18 protein-coding genes and 11 pseudogenes are annotated in these 22,472 nt (G+C 54.5%); 15 read left to right on the top strand and 14 right to left on the bottom strand.

The features are described from left to right. The first annotated feature begins 2 nt into the window (after positions 1–2). The 5 genes and pseudogenes from N8E89_RS28800 to N8E89_RS28785 form a co-directional block, all read left to right on the top strand. Positions 3–182 (top strand): hypothetical protein, encoded by a 180-nt coding sequence (locus N8E89_RS28800; protein ID WP_262263524.1) that lies wholly within the window; start codon positions 3–5, stop codon positions 180–182. Positions 183–674: 492 nt separating this feature from the next. After that, positions 675–992, top strand: a pseudogene (locus N8E89_RS29690) (tetratricopeptide repeat protein); the annotation flags it as partial. Positions 993–1,165: 173 nt separating this feature from the next. Then, a pseudogene (locus tag N8E89_RS29685) lies at positions 1,166–1,315 on the top strand (sel1 repeat family protein); the annotation flags it as partial. A gap of 6 nt (positions 1,316–1,321) precedes the next feature. Continuing rightward, positions 1,322–1,840, top strand: coding sequence for a tetratricopeptide repeat protein (locus N8E89_RS28790; RefSeq protein ID WP_262263522.1), 519 nt, complete (start codon positions 1,322–1,324; stop codon positions 1,838–1,840). Between the two features lie 546 nt (positions 1,841–2,386). Next, a pseudogene (locus N8E89_RS28785) lies at positions 2,387–2,992 on the top strand (IS5 family transposase); the annotation flags it as partial. A gap of 336 nt (positions 2,993–3,328) precedes the next feature. Here N8E89_RS28785 and N8E89_RS28780 read toward each other — a convergent pair. Together N8E89_RS28780 and N8E89_RS28775 are read right to left on the bottom strand one after the other, a co-directional pair. After that, entirely contained in the window at positions 3,329–3,604 is a 276-nt protein-coding gene (locus N8E89_RS28780) for a hypothetical protein (protein ID WP_262263521.1), read from the bottom strand. Positions 3,605–3,774: 170 nt separating this feature from the next. After that, on the bottom strand, positions 3,775–3,984 hold the full coding sequence (locus N8E89_RS28775) for a cold-shock protein (RefSeq protein WP_112532490.1): 210 nt from the start codon (positions 3,982–3,984) through the stop codon (positions 3,775–3,777). Between the two features lie 348 nt (positions 3,985–4,332). Here N8E89_RS28775 and N8E89_RS28770 point away from each other — a divergent pair. From N8E89_RS28770 to N8E89_RS28760, 3 genes and pseudogenes are all read left to right on the top strand, one after another. Then, a pseudogene (locus N8E89_RS28770) lies at positions 4,333–4,811 on the top strand (Hsp20 family protein). Positions 4,812–4,873: 62 nt separating this feature from the next. Continuing rightward, entirely contained in the window at positions 4,874–5,170 is a 297-nt protein-coding gene (locus N8E89_RS28765) for a DUF982 domain-containing protein (RefSeq protein ID WP_262263520.1), read from the top strand. 589 nt (positions 5,171–5,759) lie between these two features. Continuing rightward, positions 5,760–6,065, top strand: a complete 306-nt coding sequence (locus N8E89_RS28760) for a hypothetical protein (RefSeq protein ID WP_262263519.1) — start codon at positions 5,760–5,762, stop codon at positions 6,063–6,065. Positions 6,066–6,963: 898 nt separating this feature from the next. Here the strand turns inward: N8E89_RS28760 and N8E89_RS28755 are convergent. The 3 pseudogenes from N8E89_RS28755 to N8E89_RS28745 form a co-directional block, all read right to left on the bottom strand. Beyond that, positions 6,964–7,996, bottom strand: a pseudogene (locus N8E89_RS28755) (IS110 family transposase). 339 nt (positions 7,997–8,335) lie between these two features. Then, positions 8,336–9,356 (bottom strand): annotated as a pseudogene (locus tag N8E89_RS28750) (IS110 family transposase). 79 nt (positions 9,357–9,435) lie between these two features. After that, positions 9,436–9,620 (bottom strand): annotated as a pseudogene (locus N8E89_RS28745) (histidinol dehydrogenase); the annotation flags it as partial. Positions 9,621–9,625: 5 nt separating this feature from the next. On the opposite strand from N8E89_RS28745, the pseudogene N8E89_RS28740 reads away from it, so the two are divergent. Then, a pseudogene (locus tag N8E89_RS28740) lies at positions 9,626–9,813 on the top strand (DDE-type integrase/transposase/recombinase); the annotation flags it as partial. Between the two features lie 8 nt (positions 9,814–9,821). Here the strand turns inward: N8E89_RS28740 and N8E89_RS28735 are convergent. Next, a complete protein-coding gene (locus N8E89_RS28735) occupies positions 9,822–10,634 on the bottom strand; it encodes a transglutaminase-like domain-containing protein (RefSeq protein WP_262263518.1) in 813 nt (270 codons plus the stop codon). A 42-nt stretch (positions 10,635–10,676) separates the two neighbouring features. Beyond that, positions 10,677–11,606, bottom strand: a pseudogene (locus N8E89_RS28730) (transglutaminase N-terminal domain-containing protein). A gap of 185 nt (positions 11,607–11,791) precedes the next feature. Here N8E89_RS28730 and N8E89_RS28725 point away from each other — a divergent pair. Next, entirely contained in the window at positions 11,792–12,025 is a 234-nt protein-coding gene (locus N8E89_RS28725) for a DUF982 domain-containing protein (RefSeq protein ID WP_262263517.1), read from the top strand. Positions 12,026–12,454: 429 nt separating this feature from the next. On the opposite strand, the gene N8E89_RS28715 is transcribed toward N8E89_RS28725, so the two are convergent. Beyond that, positions 12,455–12,838: a response regulator gene (locus N8E89_RS28715; RefSeq protein WP_262263516.1), complete on the bottom strand. Its 384-nt coding sequence runs from the start codon at positions 12,836–12,838 to the stop codon at positions 12,455–12,457. A 1-nt stretch (position 12,839) separates the two neighbouring features. Continuing rightward, positions 12,840–13,895 carry an HWE histidine kinase domain-containing protein gene (locus N8E89_RS28710; RefSeq protein WP_262263515.1) on the bottom strand — a complete coding sequence of 352 codons (1,056 nt, stop codon included), beginning with the start codon at positions 13,893–13,895 and terminating at the stop codon, positions 12,840–12,842. Positions 13,896–15,200: 1,305 nt separating this feature from the next. Between N8E89_RS28710 and N8E89_RS28705 the strand changes: the two genes are divergently transcribed. After that, positions 15,201–15,809 (top strand): hypothetical protein, encoded by a 609-nt coding sequence (locus N8E89_RS28705; RefSeq protein ID WP_262263514.1) that lies wholly within the window; start codon positions 15,201–15,203, stop codon positions 15,807–15,809. A 613-nt stretch (positions 15,810–16,422) separates the two neighbouring features. On the opposite strand, the gene N8E89_RS28700 is transcribed toward N8E89_RS28705, so the two are convergent. Then, a complete protein-coding gene (locus N8E89_RS28700) occupies positions 16,423–16,809 on the bottom strand; it encodes an adenylate/guanylate cyclase domain-containing protein (RefSeq protein ID WP_262263513.1) in 387 nt (128 codons plus the stop codon). Between N8E89_RS28700 and N8E89_RS28695 the strand changes: the two genes are divergently transcribed. Next, a complete protein-coding gene (locus tag N8E89_RS28695) occupies positions 16,789–16,971 on the top strand; it encodes a hypothetical protein (RefSeq protein ID WP_262263512.1) in 183 nt (60 codons plus the stop codon). The genes N8E89_RS28700 and N8E89_RS28695 overlap by 21 nt on opposite strands. A 476-nt stretch (positions 16,972–17,447) precedes the next feature. Beyond that, positions 17,448–17,741 carry a hypothetical protein gene (locus tag N8E89_RS28690; RefSeq protein WP_262263511.1) on the top strand — a complete coding sequence of 98 codons (294 nt, stop codon included), beginning with the start codon at positions 17,448–17,450 and terminating at the stop codon, positions 17,739–17,741. A gap of 347 nt (positions 17,742–18,088) precedes the next feature. Here N8E89_RS28690 and N8E89_RS28685 read toward each other — a convergent pair whose 3' ends face one another. Together N8E89_RS28685 and N8E89_RS28675 are read right to left on the bottom strand one after the other, a co-directional pair. Continuing rightward, positions 18,089–18,478: a DUF6481 family protein gene (locus tag N8E89_RS28685; protein ID WP_262263510.1), complete on the bottom strand. Its 390-nt coding sequence runs from the start codon at positions 18,476–18,478 to the stop codon at positions 18,089–18,091. A gap of 486 nt (positions 18,479–18,964) precedes the next feature. After that, positions 18,965–19,174: a cold-shock protein gene (locus N8E89_RS28675; protein ID WP_100001963.1), complete on the bottom strand. Its 210-nt coding sequence runs from the start codon at positions 19,172–19,174 to the stop codon at positions 18,965–18,967. 254 nt (positions 19,175–19,428) lie between these two features. Between N8E89_RS28675 and N8E89_RS28670 the strand changes: the two are divergent. Together N8E89_RS28670 and N8E89_RS28665 are read left to right on the top strand one after the other, a co-directional pair. Beyond that, positions 19,429–19,761 (top strand): annotated as a pseudogene (locus N8E89_RS28670) (integrase core domain-containing protein); the annotation flags it as partial. Positions 19,762–20,528: 767 nt separating this feature from the next. Further along, positions 20,529–20,792, top strand: coding sequence for a hypothetical protein (locus N8E89_RS28665; protein WP_262263508.1), 264 nt, complete (start codon positions 20,529–20,531; stop codon positions 20,790–20,792). Between the two features lie 789 nt (positions 20,793–21,581). Here the strand turns inward: N8E89_RS28665 and N8E89_RS29680 are convergent. After that, positions 21,582–21,710: pseudogene (locus N8E89_RS29680) on the bottom strand (DUF982 domain-containing protein); the annotation flags it as partial. A gap of 282 nt (positions 21,711–21,992) precedes the next feature. Next, positions 21,993–22,337, bottom strand: coding sequence for a hypothetical protein (locus N8E89_RS28660; RefSeq protein ID WP_262263507.1), 345 nt, complete (start codon positions 22,335–22,337; stop codon positions 21,993–21,995). Positions 22,338–22,472: the final 135 nt, after the last annotated feature.

Raw genomic sequence — 22,472 nt, 5'->3', positions numbered from 1 at the left:
GTATGTGTAATCTCTATAACGCGACTACAACACACGAAGCGATGCGGCAGCTCTTTTTGCCGGTCCACTACCTTACCAATCGTTTGACGCCGCAGATTGATATCTATCCGGACTATCATGCACCGATCGGGCGAAGAACGCTCATGGTGAACGCGAGCTGGCAGTGGCTCAACATTCTCTGAATCCACAATTGGATCAAATACTTCTTGCACCCGATACGTTGATTGTAGACATTTTGGAAGCAATGAAAATCAGTCAAAAAAATGCTATTATCGGCATTTTCAAAGGAAGGGTTTCTCGCAGCTTTTAAGGTTGAACCAGGATGGGTATCGATCCGCATTCCAGACATCCTCGCAACGCATCGCTGCGGGCATGATCACGGTTGCGATCATCCAACGAGCTCAGGGGTGAAAATGCCCTACAGGGTCGGCTAGGTTGGCGGTTAGCAGAGAGTTATATTATTAGTATGGCCGCTCATAAGAAGCCAATTGACAGTATTCGTTCGGCACTGCATTTTCCAATTATTCAACTATTTGAGGTCTGCGGAATAGTTGATAGGGCAGGCTGCGGCGGATGCGTTCAAATACCTTCTCATAGGTGATCCTTTGCGCCCATTTTATCGGCGAACCCCTTCAATTGCAGTTTATTGCGACTTTGGCGTGAAAGTTTACCCCATGCGAGCAATCGTCTATCCGATTGTTGTTGCAATCTCCATCGCGGCGTCCGGTGCCACCCTGGCAGGCCAAGCAGAGGGAGAGGCAGCCTTTCAAGCCAAGAAATACTCTGAAGCTTATAAGGAATGGAAACCTCTCGCCGAGCGGGGCTCCGCCCCGGCTCAATATGGACTTGCACTCCTCTTCGCAAACGGGTTGGGCGTTTCACAAGACCATGACATGGCCTTGAAGTTGTATAGCATGGCAGCAGTGCAAGGACTGGTGGAAGCTCAATACAACCTTGGCACGATGTATTCCAATGGCACAGGTGTCGCGAAGAACTACGCGCAAGCCGTGGAATGGTACGGCAAGGCTGCAGCGCAAGGATTTGACCACGCTCATTTTAATCTTGGCATAATGTATGCCGAGGGCAGAGGCCTGGCGCGGAACGATGAACTTGCGGCGGGTATCGCAAGGCTGCGGACCAGGGCAATGCAGAAGCTCAAAACGCGATTGGAACGCTGTATCTCCATGGTACAGTCGTCGGACAGAGTGATTTGCAGGCTGCTGATTGGTATCGGAAGGCTGCGGAACAGGGATATTCGTTTGCTCAGGTCAGTCTCGGGGCAATGTACACCATGGGACGAGGGGTAGCACAGGATTCCGCTGTGGCGGCCGAATGGTATCGCAGAGCTGCGGTACAAGGGAATGCGGACGCTCAAAGTAATCTCGGACTGATGTTCGATACAGGTAAAGGCGTATCGCGAGACTTCACTCAGGCTGTATTTTGGTATCGCAAAGCTGCCGAGCAGGGTGATGCCAAGGCACAATACAATCTTGCCACTATGTATTCACGCGGGACGGGTGTGCCGCAAAACGTCGAGATCGCTCTCGAATGGTACCGCAAAGCTGCTGACAACGGGAATGCTGAGGCCCAATACAATCTTGGTTCTCTGTATGTTCATGGCAAAGCTGTAACACAGGACTATAAGCAGGCAGAGCTTTGGTTCCGCAAGGCCGCAGTCCAGGGAAATGCAGATGCCCAGTTCAATCTTGGCTTCATGTACTTCAAGGGTATCGGTAAGCAAGACGATGCGTTGGCCTCCGAGTGGTGGCTCAAAGCTGCCAAACAGGGCCACGCAAAAAGTCAAAAAAATCTTGACGTTCTATTTGCCAAGAAAAGCTAAAATTCAATACGATGTGAATATCCATATTTCCAAAAACTCAAAGACCCTGTCTGCCTGGATTGTGCAGACTTTCGATGCCCAAGTGGCGGGCTTGGCCGCTATGGCCAATGTTCTCGATATGTGCTTCGACAGTCGCATAATAGCCAGTCTGGAACCGAACTTCAGGAAACCGCATTGAGTGGATCTGCGGTTCGATTCCGCTCAAGGCGAGGGATCAAAATGGTCCCTAGAGCAATCATGAGCCAGAGAACTTGAATGACCGAAAGGGGCCGGAAGCTGCCGGACCGTAAAACGCCTCCAAATCGGTCGTTCGGTGTGCCGGTTGGCGACCCTGGAAGCCGTCATTCGTTCATTGGGAGCTTGAAGGTAGCAGGCTGTATCGCCCCAGTTCACCTGAGCGATCCGATAATGATCGGAAACGAAAGTAAACGCGGTTGTCTTTGCAATGAACGCGGCGCCCCGCTCGCGCATCTCTAGGTCACGCACTCATAAACTGCTGGCGGTAGCTGCAAGGTTCTGATTCAAGCTTCTTGACGGGAGCTGCTGATGGGCCTGCCTCGCTACGAGTTGACGGATTTCGAGTGGTCGGTGATCGAGCCGCTGCTACCGAGCAAGCCGCGCGGGGTGCCTCGGGTTGACGACCGGCGTGTTCTGAACGGGATTTACTGGCATCTTCGGACCGGCTCGCCGTGGGCGGACATTCCCGAGCGCTACGGCCCGTATACGACCTGCTACAACCGCTTCGTCAGATGGCGCAAGGCGGACGTATGGGACCGGCTCTTCGATGCTGTATCAAGGGCTTACGATGGCGATGTGCAGATGATCGACAGCTCGTCGATCCGGGTTCACCAGCATGGTGCCAACGGTAAAAAGGGGGCGCGCCGGATACCGCCCCCGGGGCGTGAGCCTGGCGACAGATGCATGGGGCGCTCGCGCGGTGGACTGACCACCAAGATCCACGCGCTGGTCGATGCGCGCGGCCTGCCGATCGCGCTCAAGCTAACGCCCGGACAAGCACACGATGGCAGGAGCGCCGCCGACATGCTCGATACGCTCGGCGGCGGCGACGTGCTGCTCGCCGATCGCGCCTACGACAGTGATGCCTTGCGCCTAGAGATGGCCGCGCGCGGCGCATGGGCCAACATCAAGCCAGCACTGCCCGGTCTCGAAAATATCTTTTATATCGCAACGTGCAGCCAGTTTCGTCTGGTTTCGCTTGTCTTGATCAGCCGAGTTTGAGGAAGCTGGCACCGGAGGTCCGATTGTGAATTGCGGACACCCAGTCACAAGCGCGAAGTGGAAGGTTCGCTGACAGGTTTTGGGATCTCTCACCCCCGACCGTTTCCGTTCACGGCGATCAAACTGGCCGCATCTGGCCCAAAGCGCACACTGCGTGGAGCTGATTGCCATGGGATGCGCTGGGGAATAAGCATATCTCACCGAGATTTCTGTGTAAAAGGGTCCGCGTCCCTCGGATCTGGGCGGCTGCTAGGCCCGATCATATGTGAATGAAGTCAGCAGAGTTGTAACGAAGTTGCTTGCTTTCTCTTTGACAAGCGTTTCCGTCCATTCGTCAGTTCCCCGAAGCATCAAGCCGCTATAAATACTATCCACGGCGGCCTCTTCAATACGTTTGATGTGCGATTTGAAAATGCCTTCATCGCCCGTTTTATAAATGTCCCGAACAACCATCCGTAAAATTTCCTGCATGGCAATTTGCCACGCTGTATTACTCGCCTGCAATTCATTAGCCGGATCTGGCATCGAAACCTCCGTTGATATGATTCATTATTTTTCAGGATAGGCAGAGCCCCAGCAGAATGCTCCCTGTTCTTTGAAAATAAAAAAGGCCAGACAAATGCCTGACCTTTCTGCTTAGCTTGCTTTCGACAGTGCCTGTACATCCGTGGTCAAAGGAAAGCAGTCACCAAATTCTATATCGCTTGCAAATTGCAAGCTGACATCTTGCCAGACTTGTTGTCGCGTTCCAGCTCATATCCGACCTTCTGGCCCTCAACGATCTCGCGCATACCTGCGCGTTCAACTGCGGAAATATGAACAAACGCATCTGTCCCGCCATTATCAGGTTGGATGAAGCCGAAGCCTTTTGTGGAATTGAACCATTTAACTGTGCCAGTGGTCATAGCGAACCCTTTCATAGCAATTTAAGATACCGCAACGCAAAAGCATCGCGGATGACGATTTCGATTTTGAAGGGGGAAGTTCGTCCAGGGCACGCTGCCAGCGCACGATAACAAAAGTCAAACAAGCAATATCGACAACAGGTGGTTACGCTCAAAGCCTGCCAATGTCAAACTAACGCTCTTCGATATTTCAAGATAAGGAACGATAAATTTTTTTGCGGGCGCTTCTGAATTCTCCAATCGCCAAACCAAATCATTCCGCGTCGATCGCTAAATATAGGATCGATACCGCTTCGAGGCGTCAGCTTCGGCGTCTCGGCGTCATGTTGCTTCAAAGAGGATGTGACTATGACAGCAAATTCCAATTTCGCGCCACTGTTCCGGTCCAGTGTCGGCTTTGACCGTGTCTTCAATCTTCTGGAAAATGCCCAGCGCGCACAAGATCAATCAGCGACTGGCCTCCCTATGATATCGTCAAGACCGGTGAAGACACCTACAGGATCACGGTTGCTGTAGCCGGTTTTGCTCAGGAGGATCTGGATTTGACTTACCAGTCAAATCTCCTGACCATTATTGGGAAAAAGGATGAATCCCAGGCCTCGGAATATCTGCATCGAGGCATCGCGGCCCGCCCCTTCGAATATCGCTTTGAACTTGCGGATCACGTGCGGGTAACCGGGGCTGCGATGACGAACGGGCTATTGAACGTTGAACTGGTCCGGGAAATCCCCGAAGCTATGAAACCACGAAAAATCCCCATCGGTATTCACAATACCGTTTCTGGTTCAATGGACCTTTCCGAGACGAAAAATAAAAAGGCCGCCTAAGCTAAAGGGAAGGCGCGGTGTGCGCCTTCCCTTTCCATCAAAGCAGATCACGAGGGACTGCCATGAAGGCTAACTTTTTCAAATCACCGGTCTCTGTTCTTGTCGGTCTCGGACTGCCCACGAAAATTGGCACGGTAATGGAAGCTTATCAGCTGCTGGCGGACTGGCCGGTTCATAGTCGCGATGGTACGCACAATTTTGCCTTCAAAGCGTGTCGCGCTGCCCTGACGGGAGAAATCGAGACGGAAACGGCTCGCGGTTTGTTCGTGGCATTCGCGAAGAAACACGATTTGCTAGCGCCTGAATTAGGTCCAGAGCTCGTTGCCATGAAAGGCAAAAGCAATCCGCACATGGTGTAGAGATCCACCGTAATGCCCTCCTACCCTGCCGGATGCGAGGGCTTGCAACCTCCGGCCTGCTTTTGTTGCGGAAGTACGCTCAATCCCGCAGAGCGGAACATTTCTTTCATCACCCCAACGGATGCCTGGTTTGTCGTACAGCCTTGATCGGGGTGGCACAGCTAAAGTTAATTCAGACTTTTGGCACCGATCGGATCACGCAAAAGTCCGCTCTTCGGTTCGGAGTGCTCGGCATGGCATCGTCCTTGTACTTGCAAATGCCCTGATGTCTGTAATTACTTGATGGTAGCGCACTGTGGCGAACAAGAGAATTATCGCCACCAGACCAACTTGCCGCTGACGGCAGATGCGACTGGGAATGCAATAATCGAGGGAAATATACCGGCCGGCGAAGCTGGATGTGATCGCTCAATCCTGCTATGAGAGGTCGGACCAGGCTATGGTCGTGGCGTGAGATCACTTGAAACCGTTGCCGGGTAACGCCCCGGCACGCTGTGGTCTTAAGGCGACTGGTATTCCCCGATCTCGTAAGCCGTCTTCGCACTCTTCCGTCCCGGGTGCCCGGATCGCAAAGAAAGTAAGTACCCACATGGACGAACGACACGCGAATGCGCGCGAGCAATTCTTCGCGGCGATACGCACTCTTGCGGCCTCGACCGGTAGCATCCAGACCCGCGTCATCGACGCGACACAAAGCATCCTGCAGGTCACCATCGACGAATTTGAAGGCGACAGCGAACTCAAGATCAAATTTGCCCGGCTCCTGGATCTGCTGGCGGTCGACGATCAGGATGATTTAGAGACGGTAGCGGTGGAAAACGCGGCGCGCATGACGGATTTCGAGGCGGTCAGGGTGGCCGACCTGATTTGCGATATCTATTACGACCTCGGGTGAACCTGGCGAAACGCGCAGCCCCCTCCAGTTATCTGTGCATCAGCGTTGTTGGTGGCGCACAATCACCAAATTCCTTGAAGCTTGGTCCTCACGACAAACCAAGTCGGATAGCGAACACTCGGAGCAAAAGCCAGTAAATTAACGCGTTGGCTGGACCATTGCAGGTCTCCAACGAGCGTTCCCGCGGCCATGTCCGACAACGCGAACTCCTTGATGAGAACAACGATCTCCGCTGTGCGCTCCAGTGGGAGCGGGCCATAGGTGGCATCGAAAATGGTAAGCCGGGGTGTGTCGTTTCGTTAGCCGGCCATGCCGCCGGTGATCTGGGTCAGTGACACTCGTAGGTTCAAAGTGTACACTCAGATAACAGCGGCGTTCGCGCCGCTTTGCCCCACCGAGTTGACATGTAGGTGATCATCTAACTACACAAACCAATGTTTCGTGGTCGTGTTGTAAGCCTCCGACATGACAAGCCAACTACGTGGTCCTCGGTTCTCTTCAAGGTGATCATTGGCCCCGTTTTCGCGAAGTCGAAGGGGCATTGTAGACTTTAAAGCACCAATTGGTTTCGACGAAAATCCTCTGTTATCAGCATTTTCAAAGGAACGTGTGTGGACGTATATGGACCCCGCCCGATTGCAACAGGTTTTCTGGATTAGGATCAATGGTCACGACTGCTGACGTATATCCGGCTTCGTAATGCAGCGCGAATATTCGTCGCCGCGAGCCTCGATGGGTTTTCGCCCGCTTCCACCTCAATGCCCCGAAGACATTAGCCTATGCCATGCCGGTCCACACATCAGGTTCGGGAAGCGACGGGGTGACCGTATTTCCATCTCCTGCCATTTGCTGCAATTGCCAGGGGTAAACCTCCTCGTCTTTCGAAGCTCTGTGCGTCTCAGTTCGCTTTTACCGACAGGGCAGGCTCATAGAGCGTGTCGCCGGAGAGCATAGCCCAGACGATACGCGCGTTCTTGTTGGCGAGCGCGACCGCCGCGATGTTGGGGTGGCGCCGTTGTCGTAATTTGCCGAGCCATAGGCTGCGCGGATCCTGCTTGCCACCTGCGCGACCCAACGCCGCTCGAGCGCCATGGATGAGCAGTGTGCGCAAATAGCGATCGCCGCGCTTACTGATGCCAAACAAGCGAGCGCGCCCGCCACTCGATTGCTGCTTTGGTACAAGGCCTAGCCATGCGGCAAACTGGCGACCATTTTTGAAAGAAGTTCTGTCTCCCGCGGCAGCGATCAATGCCGTTGCGGTCACAGGGCCAATGCCTTCAATCTTCCCGAGCCGCTGGCACTGCTCGCTATTGCGGAAGATCTCGCGTATCCGCTGGTCAAAGGACTTTATTCGGACGTCGAGTTCGGCCATTTCCGCCTGCAGATCCCTCATGAGCGACCGGACAAGATCGCTGAGGCCGTCATCGATGTTCCCGACAATGTCGGCAAGGCTGCGTCGCAGTTGCGTGATATCACGGGCAATGACAATCCCATGTTCAGAAAGAAGCCCGCAGAATCTGATTGACGAGCCTGACCCGGTCTGCAACCAGACGCCGACGAATGCGATGAACGGCTTGCACCGCCAGTTGATCCGCCGATTTCGGCGGCACGAAGCGCATTGAGGGCCGGCTGACAGCTTCGCAGATGGCTTCCGCATCATTCCGGTCGTTCTTGTTCGACTTCACATACGGCGTTACGAACTGAGGGCTGATCAGCCGGACTTCGTGACCGAGATCGGTGAACACTCTTGCCCAATAATGTGCTCCGTTCGAGGCTTCCATCCCGACCAGACACGGCGGCAGATTGGCGAAGAACGCAGTCACCGCGGCACGACGCAGTGTTTTGCGCAAGACAACCTTGCCGTGGTCGTCTACGCCGTGAACGTCAAAGACATATTTCGCTAGATCAAGACCTATCCGAACAGCTTGCATGACACTCCTCCTTCATTGCAATTGATGTTCGAGATTCCACCTCACCGGGAGAGCGGGGTCCATACCATTGCCCCGCCGGATGCAAGCAAAATCTTACGGGTGGCGATGAACAAAGTGGTTGGGTGCTGACGTGTGTCCGGCCTCGTGTTGCGGCCATCAACGCCGCGGGCCCATATGGGAGTGCGCGGATCAGGTCCAACTCGGTTACTCGCACGCGAAGTGCATGTTCCTTTTCGTGGTTTTCCTGACCCCATCTCATTGACCGTTTGTCCATATCCTCCATTCGACCTGTCTCCATCCGCAATGGCAGTCAGATTAACCTTTCTGCCAGAGCTGATCTCATGCCGCTGCTACCTCGTAGCGACCGCCCTTTGTCATCAGCGCCCAAGCGATGCGTGCCATTCGATTGGCAAGTGCCACGATGACAAGCATGGGCGGTTTTCTCCCGATCATCCGCGACAGCCACGATCCTTCAGGACAGCCACGGCGTGCGGCCCAGCGCACGACAGTCGCAGCTCCATTGATTAACAATCGCCGCAAATCCCGTTGCCCCATTTTCGAGGTTTTCCCAAGGCGGGCCTTGCCACCAGTGGAATGCTGCCGCGGTGTCAGCCCCATCCATGCCGAGAAATCCCTGCCACGGGCAAAGGTCTCGAAAGGAGGCGCCAAAGCTTCAAGAGCCGTCGCAACGATCGGTCCAACGCCGGGGATCGTCATCAGCCGTCTGGCGACATCATCCTGTTGTGCTCTCCAGGCGATCTCCTGATCCAGTTCCCGAATCCTGTCGATTAGCAAGCGCAGCGTTGGAAACAAGGGCCAGGCACGGAAGGCGTGCTGGCTCCGGTAGCGCGGAGTGGGGATCCTCAACATCGGCGATCAGTGTGCCGACATGTGTCGATCCTTGTGGCACCACCACCCCAAACTCGGCCATGTGGCCGCGCAGGGCATTGATAATCTGCGTCTTTTGCCGCACCAGCAGATCGCGTACCTTGAAGACAGCGGCGGACGCCTGCCGGGTTTCGCTTTTAACCGCCACAAAGCGCATGGTCGGGCGCATTGCAGCTTAGCAAATCGCCTCCGCATCCGCAGCATCGTTCTTTTGCCGCTTGACGAAGGGCTTTACATATATCGGCGCGATCAGCCGAACCGTGTGTCCGAGTTTCGCAATCTCCCGTCCCCAGTGGTGGCTGCCGGCACAGGCCTCCATCGCCACTGTGCACCGATCGATCGTCGATAGGAACTGCAGCAGCTTGCCACGCGATATTCTTCGGCGAAGGCTCACCGAGCCGTACGCGCAAGCTGCATGCAGCTGGATGGTATTCTTGGCCAGGTCCAGGCCGACTATGCTAATCTTTTCCATGGACGCTTCCTCTCTTGATGGTTCCAACACAACCATTCTGGCACATGATGCCGTCGAGTGGGGGCGTCCACCTCATCGGTTACCAGCGGCTATTGGCAGTGCTCAGACGAAACGCCGCCGCGAGGCGATGCCCTTTCATGCCTTCGGTACGACTTTGTCTTATCGAAGGAGGAGCAATTGCGGTGACGCCGCGCTCATCAACCACCCAAAGCCCCCGGTGTAGCGGCCAGCGGCCATCGTCGGAAGTGTGTGGTTCGTCCCGCAACCTCTACCGCGCCATTGACGGCAACGGAATACCGTCGAGTTTACCTTCAGCAAAGTCGTGATCTGAAGGCGGCGAAACGCTTTATATTTGCAAGGCTTTGGCGCGTTATGGAATATCACGATTGATGGCAGCCAGACCAATCGGATGGCGATCGTTCAATGTGACACTGAGAGCCAATTAAAGGGCCAGGGAACAGATTTCTAGGTTGTCAGCACTTCCTCGGTGACAACTTCGAAGCGCGCCAGCACCGACGGACCGAAGCTGGTCGAAAGCGCCACGTCAGTGGCATCGCGACCGGTGGCCATAAGAATCTGCCCGATTCTCGGCGCGTTGTGGCGGGGATCGAACGTTACCCAGCGGCCGCCGAGATAGACCTCGAACCAGGCGCTGAAATCCATCGGAACAGGGTCGGGCGGAACTCCAATGTCGCCGAGATACCCGGTGCAGTAACGGGCGGGAATGTTCATGCAGCGGCAAAGCGTGATGGCGAGATGAGCGAAATCACGGCAGACGCCGGTCTTGTCGACGTATCCGCCATGCGCAGTCCTCTGCGCATCGGCATTTTGATAGTCGAAGGTAATATGATTGTGCACGAAGTCACAAATCGCCTGAACTCGGCGCCATCCGGGCGGCGTCGAAGCGAACTGGGACCAGGCAAAATCACCGAGGCGATCGGTCTCGCAATAACGGCTGCCGAGCAGAAACACCAGCGCGTCGTCCGGCAAATCATTGATACCATGCTGAATGGCATCTTCGGCGACAATATCGGGCTGACCGCTGTCGTAGATCTCGAAGTCGGTCGATATCGTGCTCAGGCCGGCGGGAGCCACGATCCGGGTGCATGCGTTGCCGAAGCCGTCGGTGTAGTCCCGTGCGTCAATCGGACGATCGAAGGTCAGGATCTGATCGGTCAAGAGATCGCCGCGGCGCGACGGATGAATGCTGAGGATGAGCAGCATAGGGGTTGGTTGCGGGCATTCGTAGCCCAATGTGAAACCGGCACGGATTTTCATTGTAGCCCCTTGTCTCAGCGGTCTTTGACGATTTGGCAAAAGCTAGGGAGGAACGCTGACCGCCTCGGACGGTTCCGTTGGCACGCCGAGCTGCTCATCGAAAACTTGATTGGTGCCGTCCGTCGTCACATTTACTTGCACGGACATTCCCGCATAATCCGCCGCAACGCCGGCGTAGCTTCCCGTTAGCGGGATGGCCTGGCGCGGCTCGCGGGCCACTGCGACCCGGATCAGATCCCGATTGCCGACGATGCCGTTGGTCGGATCGAACTCCACCCATCCGGCACCGGGGAGGTAGACCTGACACCAGGCATGGGTGGCTCCGCCGCCGCGCGTGTCCGAACCGTCGCGTTCGGCAACATAGACGTATCCGGTGACAAAGCGCGCCGCCAGGCCGAGCGATCGCACCGCCTCCATCATCAACAGCGCAAAATCGCGACAAGTACCGCGCCGCAGCCGCAAGGTGATCAGCGGCGGCTGGGTTCCGGTCTCCAGACGACGCGCATAGGCAAAGCTCTCGTGGATGGCATAGCACAAGGTCATCAACAGCGCGCCGGTGTCGGTTGGCCGTCCGACCCGAACAAATTGCCGGGCTCATCGTCGTCGAGGTACTGACGTTCGATGGTGCACGCAAGATCCGAGATTTCGTCCGAAACTATAGGTGAAAGGATAGGTTAGAGCTTCGGCGTCTATCTGAAGATCCGGGGCCGCCTGGGGTGTATGGTCAAGGCGGATGCGGGTTTCGAAGCGTAATTCAGAGGCCGGGACAGGAATTTCAACGAGCGTGACGCAATTGCCGAAGACGTCGTGGATCCAGCGAACATCACCGGGTTGCGGATCCACCATCAGGCTTGCGCCGAGGAGCCTCTGGTCGTAGCTGTCCCGAGGCCGGAACATCAGCCGATGTTCGCCGAAGTTCACCGGTCGCTGGTAGCGATATACTGTAATGTGCCGCACGGAGAAAATTGCCATAGTTGAATGTCACTCTGCACAGCCGACCAATTTCTGAGACACGGTAGTGGTACACAGGAAAGAGGCACTGATGCGCGTCACATTACGCTCGTCAATCGTACGCGCAATTAAATGTTCTCCCGGACAAAACGCCAAATCCGATTCTTGATTTGGAACCACAATTCATCCTGCGGCGTTGCTCGCTCATGGAAAACATATATTTCAAATCGGTGACCGTTGAATCGGCACAACCCGGCAAACTCCGGAACATCAGTTCGGTGACTAAGGCGGCCGACTTTCTCGCAAATGAATGGCCGGGAAAACGCGGAAGGCTTCATGGTTTGGCGCAACAGGCCTGCCTGGAGGCGGAGGATGGCGGCGCAACCGGCGAGATGGCACGGTCGGTCTTTGTCGAAGCTGCCAAGGAAGCAGAGATATAATGTCGAGAACACCAGTTGGGTGCATTATTAGCAAAACGATCACGAGGTAATGCGTGTTGGCGTGCCAATAGTCTCCGTTGTGAGGCATCCGAATGGTTTCGGCTTTTCAACCTGTTAAATCAAAACACCCCTTGGTTCGACTAATTCCAGCAACATGGCGGCCATGGACGGCTGCCTTACGTGGACGTGGGATTGATTGCGGACACCATACGGCGGAGGAAGCTCCAGACGAACTCGCGCGTGAACTCCTGCGGTTTCTGGCAGAGACGTAGATCCGCTTCTCAATTTTCCGCGACGTAGATAGTCTCGAGATACTGCTCACTTCTCGCTCAGTCTGGCAAATACGCAGCAGGCACGGATTTGGATGATTCTGCGTCGCTCCGTCCCAATCACACGCAGGACTGACCAACCTTGTACGTCCGGAAGTCGTCAGGAAGTACCCGGAATGGCAACGCCATTCGGAAAGAGAAGACGTGTAAGCATATCGACCAGTTCGTCATTGCTGAACGGTTTCCTGAGGATGGCATGGCCGTTGTAGCCGTCCCAAACATCGTGAACGCTGTTGCCGGTGGAAAAGACAAACGGAACACCGCGTGCCGCAAGCGCGTCGGCTACAGCGCGGCTGTTCTTGCCATTGAGATTCATATCCAGCATGGCGGCATCGAACACCTGCCCATTAATCAGGGTAATGGCCTGATCGATGGTGGCGGCGGAGGTCACGGACTCGCATCCGAGGTCGGCCAGCATGTCTTCAATCATCATAAGGATCAGCATTTCATCCTCGATCACGAGGACGCTGCGGCCAGTAAGCAAGTTATCCTCCACGAGCATCTTGTGGGGCGGGAATGTTGATCGTGCAGACCACGCCGTCTGGCAGATAGTCGAGGTGCACCATGCCTTCCAGTTCCTGGGCCAGACCGCTCTCGATCATGCGCGAGCCAAAGCCTTTATTTGAGGGTGTCACGACAGGCGGACCGTCCTTCTCCTGCCAGGTCAGGATCAGCCGGCTGCCCTGCGGAGCCGGCTGGATCTTCCAATCGATCAGCACTGACCCAGCGCCATTCGAAAACGCACCATACTTCACGGCATTGGTCGCAAGTTCGTTGAACGCAATGCCAAGGGCCAAGGCTGCTTTTGGCGGAAAAAGAATGTTCTCGCCCGTAATGACAATGCGCTGTGCCCGACCGCCCGTGACCCCGAATGGTTGCAAGGCATCGTTGACCACATCGAGCAACCCCGCGCTTTCCCAATTCTTGCGGGTCAACAAGTCGTGCGACCGGGATAGCGCCGATAGACGCGACTCGATAGCGTCTCGGATTGCCTTGGGATCAGACGTTGCCCGCAACACCTGCCAGACAATCGATTGCACCGTCGACAGAGTGTTCTTGACGCGATGGTTGAGTTCATCGATGAGCCGTCTGGAGTGTGCTTCCTCCTCCCTGTGTTTGGTGAGATCAGCGAAGGAGGCAAAATGCTGGACAACGTCCCCGCGTTCATCCCGAACCGGGCTAATGAAGATTGCTGCCCAGAATTCGCTGCCGTCCTTGCGGCGGTAGCGAATTTCCGATCCCCCTGCCGAGTTGCCCTCAAATTCGGATGCAATCGTTGCCAGCGATCTAGCATCGGAGGCGTGTGCCGTCAGAAAGTTGAAACTTTGACCGAGCACTTCCTCCCGATCGTACCCGGTCAAAGAAAGAAAGCTGTCATTGGCAAAAATTATCGGATTGTCAGGTTCTTTCGCGTTCGTAAACACCATGGCCATTCGCGTCGTCTCGGCGGCAACGACGAAGGGACCGAGGTCGTCATGAACACGCTCAACATCGGCTTCAGCGTGCTTCTGTTCTTCGGACTTGATTGTTATTGTCGGCATTTCAAAGCTCGATCTTGTTGGGCAATCAACGCCAGGATGTGATGTATAACGAGAGAGACATTCTTCGCAGAGGAACCAAACACGTTTGTGTGGGCCAGATCTCTCGTCCATTACTAGCATAAAACACGAATATCGTTGCTCATCTTAGCATTAAATTGGTTTGCCTTACATGCGCTCGTTCAAACGATCTCAGGTTCGTTCCATTGGAACAATAAGCGGTGCGGAACGTTATGGCCGCGGACGCTGGTACTGAAGCAACGCCCTCCCTGCGTGATTCGAGTGGAATGTCGGATACGATTTTATCCGAAATTGCCGTCACGAAGCCACATAGTTGATGACAAGGAGCACGGCATGAACAACCTGATCTGGCTGGTCGGTGCAGTCGTTATCGTTCTCTTCGTACTCGGATACTTTGGGTTCAGATAGCATTAGCGGATTTCAAGTAAAATACGTTTTCAGTTTCGTTTCATCCCCGGTGATTTGTCAGGCTTGTCTGCGAGACAGAAACCAGCTCTCTCAGTGCATCGTCAATTTCCGTGGCATGTTGAACGGACCATTATCTTCCCTTCGATTGAGTTCGACGTGACGCTTGCACGGCGGTAGGGCGAAGACACGACGAAACAGCAGATTCATGATCATACCCATCAAAGATGCCGGAGGCGGTTTTCCTAGATATTGAGCTGGGGTGCCGATTTCCACAACGCGGCCCATGGAATCGCAAAGCATTCCGTGGCATCGCTTGCAGTGTGCGTTTCTTAGCTGCAACTAGGGGGCGATCAACTCACCGTAAAGTTTCTACGGCCTCAAACAATAACCGCCAATCCTAATGAGACTGCGAGAACGCAAGCATCGGAAGGCCTTGTTCCCCTGCGTCGCGTCATCACTGATTTTCTTCGTCACGACAATCCTGTTTAATGTTGAAGCAATGTCCAGATGGGATAGACGCTCGCCTGCCATTGGCCAAGATCGGAAACCGGAAAAACTCCCTTGTCCGTCCTGCCATCATGTCCGGTTGACACAGCTGACATTACCTTAATCAGCAACGCATCTTATCAGAACTTAGTTCCAATGATCACGAGTGAAGCTCGACAGGACCACGAACTGTCGAAACTCTAGCCGTGCATTTGCTCTCCGAATTAATATTTTGGCTCCTTGCCGGAACCATCAGTGAAGCCGTTTGTTGATCAGACGGCCTGGTGAGTGGTGGCCTAAGAATATACCGCAGAATTGTGCGGCTTCGAAGAGTCTCGAGGAGCACCTCGCAATAACCAGAGTTTCAAAACCCAACAATGAGGAGACGCCAAAATGAGGGACTACAACTCAATCCCATCGAACACATTGACTGCTTTTTATGAAGATCGCGAAATGGCGGAAAGGGCTGTGCAGCGTCTAGTTGATGCGGGAATTGGTCGAGATAGCGTTCGCCTGGTCGAGGGCAACGATACTGTCAGCCCGGGAGCAAGATCGAGCGATGACAAAAAGGGTTTTTGGGAATCGCTGGGTGACTTCTTCTTGCCGAGTGCTGAGCGGGAGGTCTATTCCGAGGGCCTTCGCCGCGGCGGCTACCTAGTCACGGTGACTGGTATAGCTGCCGAACTGGCGGATACGGCGCTCGATATTCTTGACGATGAAGGCAGCGTAGACATCGATGAACGTGCTGCGACCTGGCGCTCCGAAGGTTGGTCGCCACCAGCAACCGAGGACCTGGCACCGTCTGAGTATGATCGCACCGGGGATCCAAAGATTTCGGGAATGGCAGGCGTCGCCAGTGCTTCCGGGAACGAAACTCCGGACGACGTCGACGAGACAATACCTGACCTCAAAGAAGATAAGGATCTTCGGGTTGGCAAGCGCGATATGACCAGCGGGCGTGTCCGTGCTCGATCTTACAGCGTCGACAAATCCCGTGAATGAAAGTTTATTCCCGCATCAGGTGAAAGTGTCGGAGTTCGCCCGCGATCCTGAAGTCGAAGATGAGGAAGGCGATGCACGGATACCACGCAGCGCATAGACATTTTCTGAACAATGCTTTTAAAAGGCCGATCCTCGCGACACTGTACAACTCCATTCTAGTAGGGGGCGGTTGGCGACGATCAAGCCAACATCCAGCCTGTAGCGGCGCGCGTTTCACAGCCATGGAAAACATTCATTTCCCTGCGGTGACGGTTGAAACGACGAGGATCGGCCAGCTCCGTAACATCACCTCCGTGACGCAAGCAGCGGCATCCCTACCAGTTCGCTTTGAGCGGCTATGGCTGCAATAATGTCAGGGTTCCGTGGCCGTATTCGAACAAACTCATAACTTCTCTTTCGAGGCGGTCGGCATTTTCATGGAGTTCCAGAACTCGAGTTCAACTGTGCGGTCTTCAATGAAAATTGTCCGAAAGTCGACGGTTTAGCCAGACGAGCCTCAGCCAAAGCTGCGAAGTCTCCTTCCGGAAACTGCGCCAGATAGCTTGGTACTCGAGTCTTGGTCAGGTGAATGGCTTCTTTCGAAGCAACCGGCCCTGTTTGGGCCAGTTCCGCCCTATCGTTCGGATCGAAACCAGACGCGGAAGACACGCACGGGTCGACTAATGTTTTTGACGCGGTGTTCGCCGAGGTCCTCGAACTCATAATCCATTCGGTCGCGCAGGTGTTCGCGCACGTCCCGCGTCACACAGATGCCACCCGGCTCAGCGATCGCCTCCAGACGCGCGGCAACGTTGACGCTATCGCCGAAGATGCCGCCATCCTTGACATCACATCGCCGACGAGGGGTTGAAAGCAGCAACGGCCCGGCGCGCTCGGTATTGGGCGGGTCGGGCCTTACTGATTGCCGAAAGGGATGAGCATCGACTTCCTTCGACCGTCGTGCCAGCCTCTTATCGCGGTCTAAATTGGGGAGAAGAGAATGGCGGCGCAGCATGTTCATGAAATCGACGCGGCGATAAAGGAGCTCGTATCGTCACGCCGACAAGATATCCTGCAGATCGCGCAAAACGGTGCAGATCCAGGACCACTCAAGAATGTGGTGGAAATACAGGCTGCGATCGAAGCTTTGTATCGAGCACGTGAGCAGGAGAACGCGTCTTAATTTCCGTGCGACTACGAGGGTTGATGCAGGGCCGAGAAGCAGTAGGCGGATGCGGAAGTTGCACGCAATACGGAGCAATTTACGAGAAGACATGTTAGATCGACATTGGCAGCCAACACGGCTGAGTGCGGTCGGTACCTTCAGAGCCAATGAGCTTGCGGTCATGCACCGGAGCCACTGTTTAGCACCGACTGAATGCGCCTCCTGCAAATTCGGTAGCTGGGGGTAAAACTGTCAGACGAGGCTGACCGTGCACGGAAGAGGGCAGGCGTGAACTGCCCCCACTTTCGACAGTTATCTGGAACCACGTGTTGCGACGGACGCGTGATCAGGAGTTGTCCTCGTCCGGCAGTGGTGGCCCAACGTTTGTTTGCTAAAAAAGTGCGTTGATATAAACTGGTATCGTCGGCAGGCATTTTTGGCCACTGACGCTTTAGAGACCATACATGTCCCGCCCCATTTTTCAGGAGGGCATCATGGATACCGCAAAATATATCGGCGCTTATTCGCCCGAGGACCTAGCCCTCGCTCGATCATCTTTCGATCAATTGGTAAAGATGCTGGGTGTCATCCAAAGCAAAGACAGAGATAAACTTGCTGTGCTGGTCATGGATGCGCTCGAACATGGCATTCGGGATCAAGAAACGATTGTTCGCCAGATATCAGCTATGACAACGCCAAGCCGCCCTCGCGAGGAAGTGAATTGGAGCAAGCGACGCGTGAGGCGGGAACCGAATAGTCAGCTGCGCTACGCGATGATTGGAACCTAAATCCGGCTGGACTGTTGTTGAATGCCGGACCATGCGTTTGACAGAGACTTGACGCGGGTTTTACCAAGCCCATGACCCGCAATATCCAGCCAAACCAGGGACAAGCCTTGACGCCTAGCGGCGAGAAACAATTCGTCCGCGGAACGATCGTGTAGACGTGTGGCTTAGCGTGTTTCCGACGCACTCGCCGTTCCGATTGTCTTTTCCACACGCAATTGCGTTCACGATATTTGGGACGGCTCTCTTAGGAAACCGTTTAGCAATGACCGAACTGGTCGGTATGGTAACACGTCTTATCTCCCGCTGATCGCGTAATAATATCCTTTGGGCGGGGCGTTCCCACTGATTTAGACCAAATCGAAACCAGAGATTGATATCGGGCGCCAGCCTTGCCGCGCTTTGCGCGCCGCATAGCGCCGGTCACGTTCAGTCTTGCGCTCGGCTTCGTCGCGGGAGATGCGGTTCTTGGCATCAGCTTCCCGCGCGTTGGCTTCCGCCGCTGCAGCTTCGATGACGGCTGCTGCCTCTACGTGCTGACGATTTTGCTCTTCCTGGAACAAGCGCTGTCGCTCCGCTCGCCTCGCCGCACGGGCTGCCGAAAGTGCCTCCCGCTCCGTGCGTTTGGCGACCATTTGGGGATCATTGGCTTTTGGCGCAGTCACAAACTTTTTAAGGAGGGCTTTTTTGGCCTCAGCAGCCGCATTGCGCCGATCGGCGAAGTCCTGAACATGTTTCAATCGGTGGTCGTCCTATTGTGTAAGTTTTTAAAGGAGGCAAGTTTTATGCAGATCTGAGGGCGTGTGATTCCAAATCACCGTCGTGGAAGAACTTCCAAACCTCAGATACTAGTTTGGGTCCAGCGAGCGTCGGCCGGAACGTTTCGAACCGGGATTGGCGTCAACGTGAGTTGCGTCCTCAGCTTCTTTATCCAGTCGCAATTCTCTCAATCGAGCGGTTTTGATGTCGCGCGCCTGGATGAGAGCATCCTGTTCGGATATTATACGGCTTCGTGTTAGGGCCTGGGTCTGGGTTTTGCTGAATGACAACTCAGCAGCATCACGTGTCTTCTTCGAATTCTCTACCATTATTGTCGTGTCCTTGTTCGGCTCGCCCAAAGCGAAAGCAGGTCACAAAAAAGGCCAGGCTTTTAGCCTGACCTTCCATTCGCATTTACTTCCCCGCGGTGCCAGTACATCCGTGGTCACCAGGGAAGCCAACGCTGATTAGCCAGCCTGAAGCTGTTCTGCGGACATCTTGCCCGACTTGGCATCGCGAACCATTTCGTAGGCGATCTTCTGACCTTCGACGATTTCGCGCATTCCTGCGCGCTCGACTGCCGAGATGTGAACGAAGGCATCCGCACCGCCATTGTCGGGCTGAATAAAACCGAAACCTTTTGTAGTATTAAACCATTTAACTGTGCCAGTGGTCATAACAAACCCTTTCGTAGCAGTAAAAGATAAGCACCGCGCAAATGCACGTTTGCCGCTATTCTCGATTTTTGAAGGGGAAGTTCGTTAGAGCACGCTCAAGGCGCGAAGAAACAAAAGTCAAACGATTCAAAACTCAATGCGGTATTAATACAGTTATTAAAACCCAATGTCAACGCCTGCCGCCCGATCCGTTCGGCGGATGCCGACTCCAGGGCATTGCGGAGAGCCTCTATTACAGTTGGTCGAAGGAGTTCGCGGGCGAGCTGGTCGAATGGCTCGAAAAGCTGTCTATCAAACAGGTTCACGGTGCTCCCGGACACCCACAGACCCAAGGCAAGATCGAGCGCTGGCACCAGACCATTGAAGAACCGCATCCTGCTCGAGAACTACTTCTTCTCAGAAGACCTCAGAATCGCAAATCGCCGCATTCGTCGATCATTACAACCACCGCCGATATCATGAGAGCATCAGCAATCTAACTCCGGCCGACGTCTATTTCAGACGGCACCATCCTGTTACAAAGAGAAAGGATCAAACGCGACACCATCAAACGGTGGCGCTTGCAACACAGACGACAAGCCGCTTAAATCCACAATTCTGTTGCGCTCTTGCCTTTAGCTACTGCCTGAGCGAACTTCTCATGCCGTGCGTTCTTTAGGATTGGCATTGGGGTTACCTCGGGAGGGATTATGAAAGGAAACAACGAGAAATGTCCGATTTCAAATGAACCCGCTGAAGTGCTGTCCAGCACGGGAGACTATCGAGAGTTCGACTGCCCGAGCTATGGACGCTTTCGGATATCTGGCAGCGCATTAAAAAAGATCCAAACAAGGCCCCGCAGAAAGAGAAGCTCTACTCAGCAAAGATGCGATGTTCAGGGCGGCGAAGGTCTACCCTTCATCAGAAACATAGCGGGCTGTGAGCGTGATTGATGTCGATGGAGCCGAGGTGGCGTTATAACCGTAAGCGAGCGTTGAACATGGCTCTTGGAATGGGGTTAGGTATCGGTATGGGAGCGATGCTTGGAAACACATTGTTTGATAGCATCTCGATGGGGATTATAGTCGGCACAGCAATTGGTGCCGCAGTGGGGTACGCTCTATCAAGATGAGGTCAGCGATCCGCAGCCCGCTGCAGGGACGGCCGGCTATTCCCGCGCTGGATTCGGGGCCTGTCGATCTCGTTCTTTTTCCTTAGCATCCGATTTGAAGGTAGCGTCACCGTCGTTCTTGCCTCGCGGATTTGCGCTTGAAACGCCGTCATTATCAGCGCCGTGTCGGGTCCTTGCAAACTGTCCCCTTGCGTCCTTCTCTGGATCGGAATTGTGAGACTTGTTTGTCATGACCTTACCTCCTTGAACAAGGCAACAGGTCAGAGGCGCATTTTGTTCCGATATTCGGCGCAACAGCCTGTAGTGGAACAATCCTTATTTGCGCTGGTAACTTCTGAATACAGAGCAAGCCCCACCGGAGTTCGAGGGACCATTGAGATGGACAGTTACCATGCTGCCTCTGCTCCTGATGTCATTGATTGCCGCACTGCCGCGGAAACCAAAAAGCGTGCGCTGCCGGAAGAAAGCTTTAAAGAGATATTTCCGACGTTGGGGAAAAGTATCTAGCGTCCGATTGATTGTCCCACACGAGATCCTGAGAAGCCGTTCTCAAATTTGACAATACGCGAGAGGCTTGCGCCGCTCTAACATGAGGTCGTCGATGTCGATGTCGATGTCGACGGCCATGGCCCGATGACACGCGACGAATTCATCGCTTATTGTTTCGAGCATAAACTGGACAATAACCTCTGCACTGTGCGGAACTGTCCCCCGTAGTGCCGGCCTATCTCAAACACCCAGAGGTGCTCTATGAGACATCAATCCGTTATGATTCCTGCGTTAGTCGCGATGTTTGCGCTATTAGGGGCACTGGCCTTTCTATCGCGGGACGAACCTACGCAGGACCAACCCGGACAAACTCCACCGCCGGATCAACCCGGCGCTGGAGCAAATTGATCACTGCTGGGTCTCTGTTGGATTAAGCAGCCGTTCAAGAGGGAAGATAAGAACGCGGCCGTTCATGCTTCACAGCTGCATTTAATGTGAGAATGAAGTCGCAAGATTTCATGAGCGGCGTCGCGGCGTCGCGCTCATCGAGATAGTCACCTCGAGTTTTGCGACTGCATACCGAACGCAGATCCACGTTCGAAGCTCCACATTAAGGTCGGCGGCGGTTGACGCAACGATCCCGCGATCGAGAATGCACTCAGGCGTTCGCCCCCTTTTTAGCACCCGTCGGGGTGGCCGATCAACGCTGCATCGATGTAGATATCAGCATTGACGGCGGCGTAGACCAAAGCTGTCGCGGGCAGCGGCAGCGCTTGCTTTTCCATTCAAAGCGTACCTGCAGATCTGCAATGCCTTCTCGCGCGTCGGATGATCGTTGGGCCATCTGTGTTCCAAGTCAAACACCGCATGCTCAACAGACCTGACGATGCGGGGCCGCCCGCCTTCGACCTTCAAACATACAGGTGCAAACCGCATATCTTCCACCTTAACGCCGATTTAAAGCGTATGTTCCTCATGATAATCGTCCAACGAATGGTCGATCGGCGCTGTACTGTGAGAGGGCCAATGAGTTGGTGGTTCGTTTGATGGCGTGGGTCATTGCAGCGGAATCTAGATTGTCCGGAATGTTGCAGGACGAGAAATCCAGAAAGTGTGTAAGCTGCTTCAAAAACGCTTGAAGTGCAATTATTAGCGCTCTTCTCTGATTCTTTCGCCGCCTCGATGAAAGCTTCGCGGGCAGCGCTAACACCAATTGCCTTATCCTTCACATCCTGCCAACTCGCACTTCCATTGCAAGGTTGCTGTAACGCGCCTTCCGACGATGCCAAGTACAGAAGTCGTGGTGCCGGGGTTTGCACGGGCGATCTCGGAAACCGCTTGAGCTTGCGTCCGCAATTGCTGCGTTGCCCGTGATGCCAGCGACGATGCGTCGTCAGACAGGTCCGAGGCCTGCTCGTGCGCATTGTCCAAAACTTTGGTGCTCCGCTCCGCAATGGTTCTGTTGATTTTCGTGATCTCCTTTCGGAGGGCTGCGATCTGTTTCTCCAAGTATTTTTGGATATCGTCGGCATTCGGGGCTGCAGGTTCAGGTGCGTCGGCCATTGAAATGTTCCTTGAAATGGAGCTGGTAAGCAACGGCGCTCAAGCCGTTTTGTTCCGGAGCGAGCTTGAGCTGCATGGATGAAAGGGCGCTTTGCCAGCCGGGCAGTGGCGCTCCATCGACAAGCCTGCTCTTGT

It is taken from the genome of Phyllobacterium sp. A18/5-2 (genome assembly GCF_025452215.1).
Taxonomy (GTDB): Bacteria; Pseudomonadota; Alphaproteobacteria; order Rhizobiales; family Rhizobiaceae; genus Phyllobacterium; species Phyllobacterium sophorae.
This window is presented reverse-complemented; position numbering and strand designations above follow the sequence as displayed.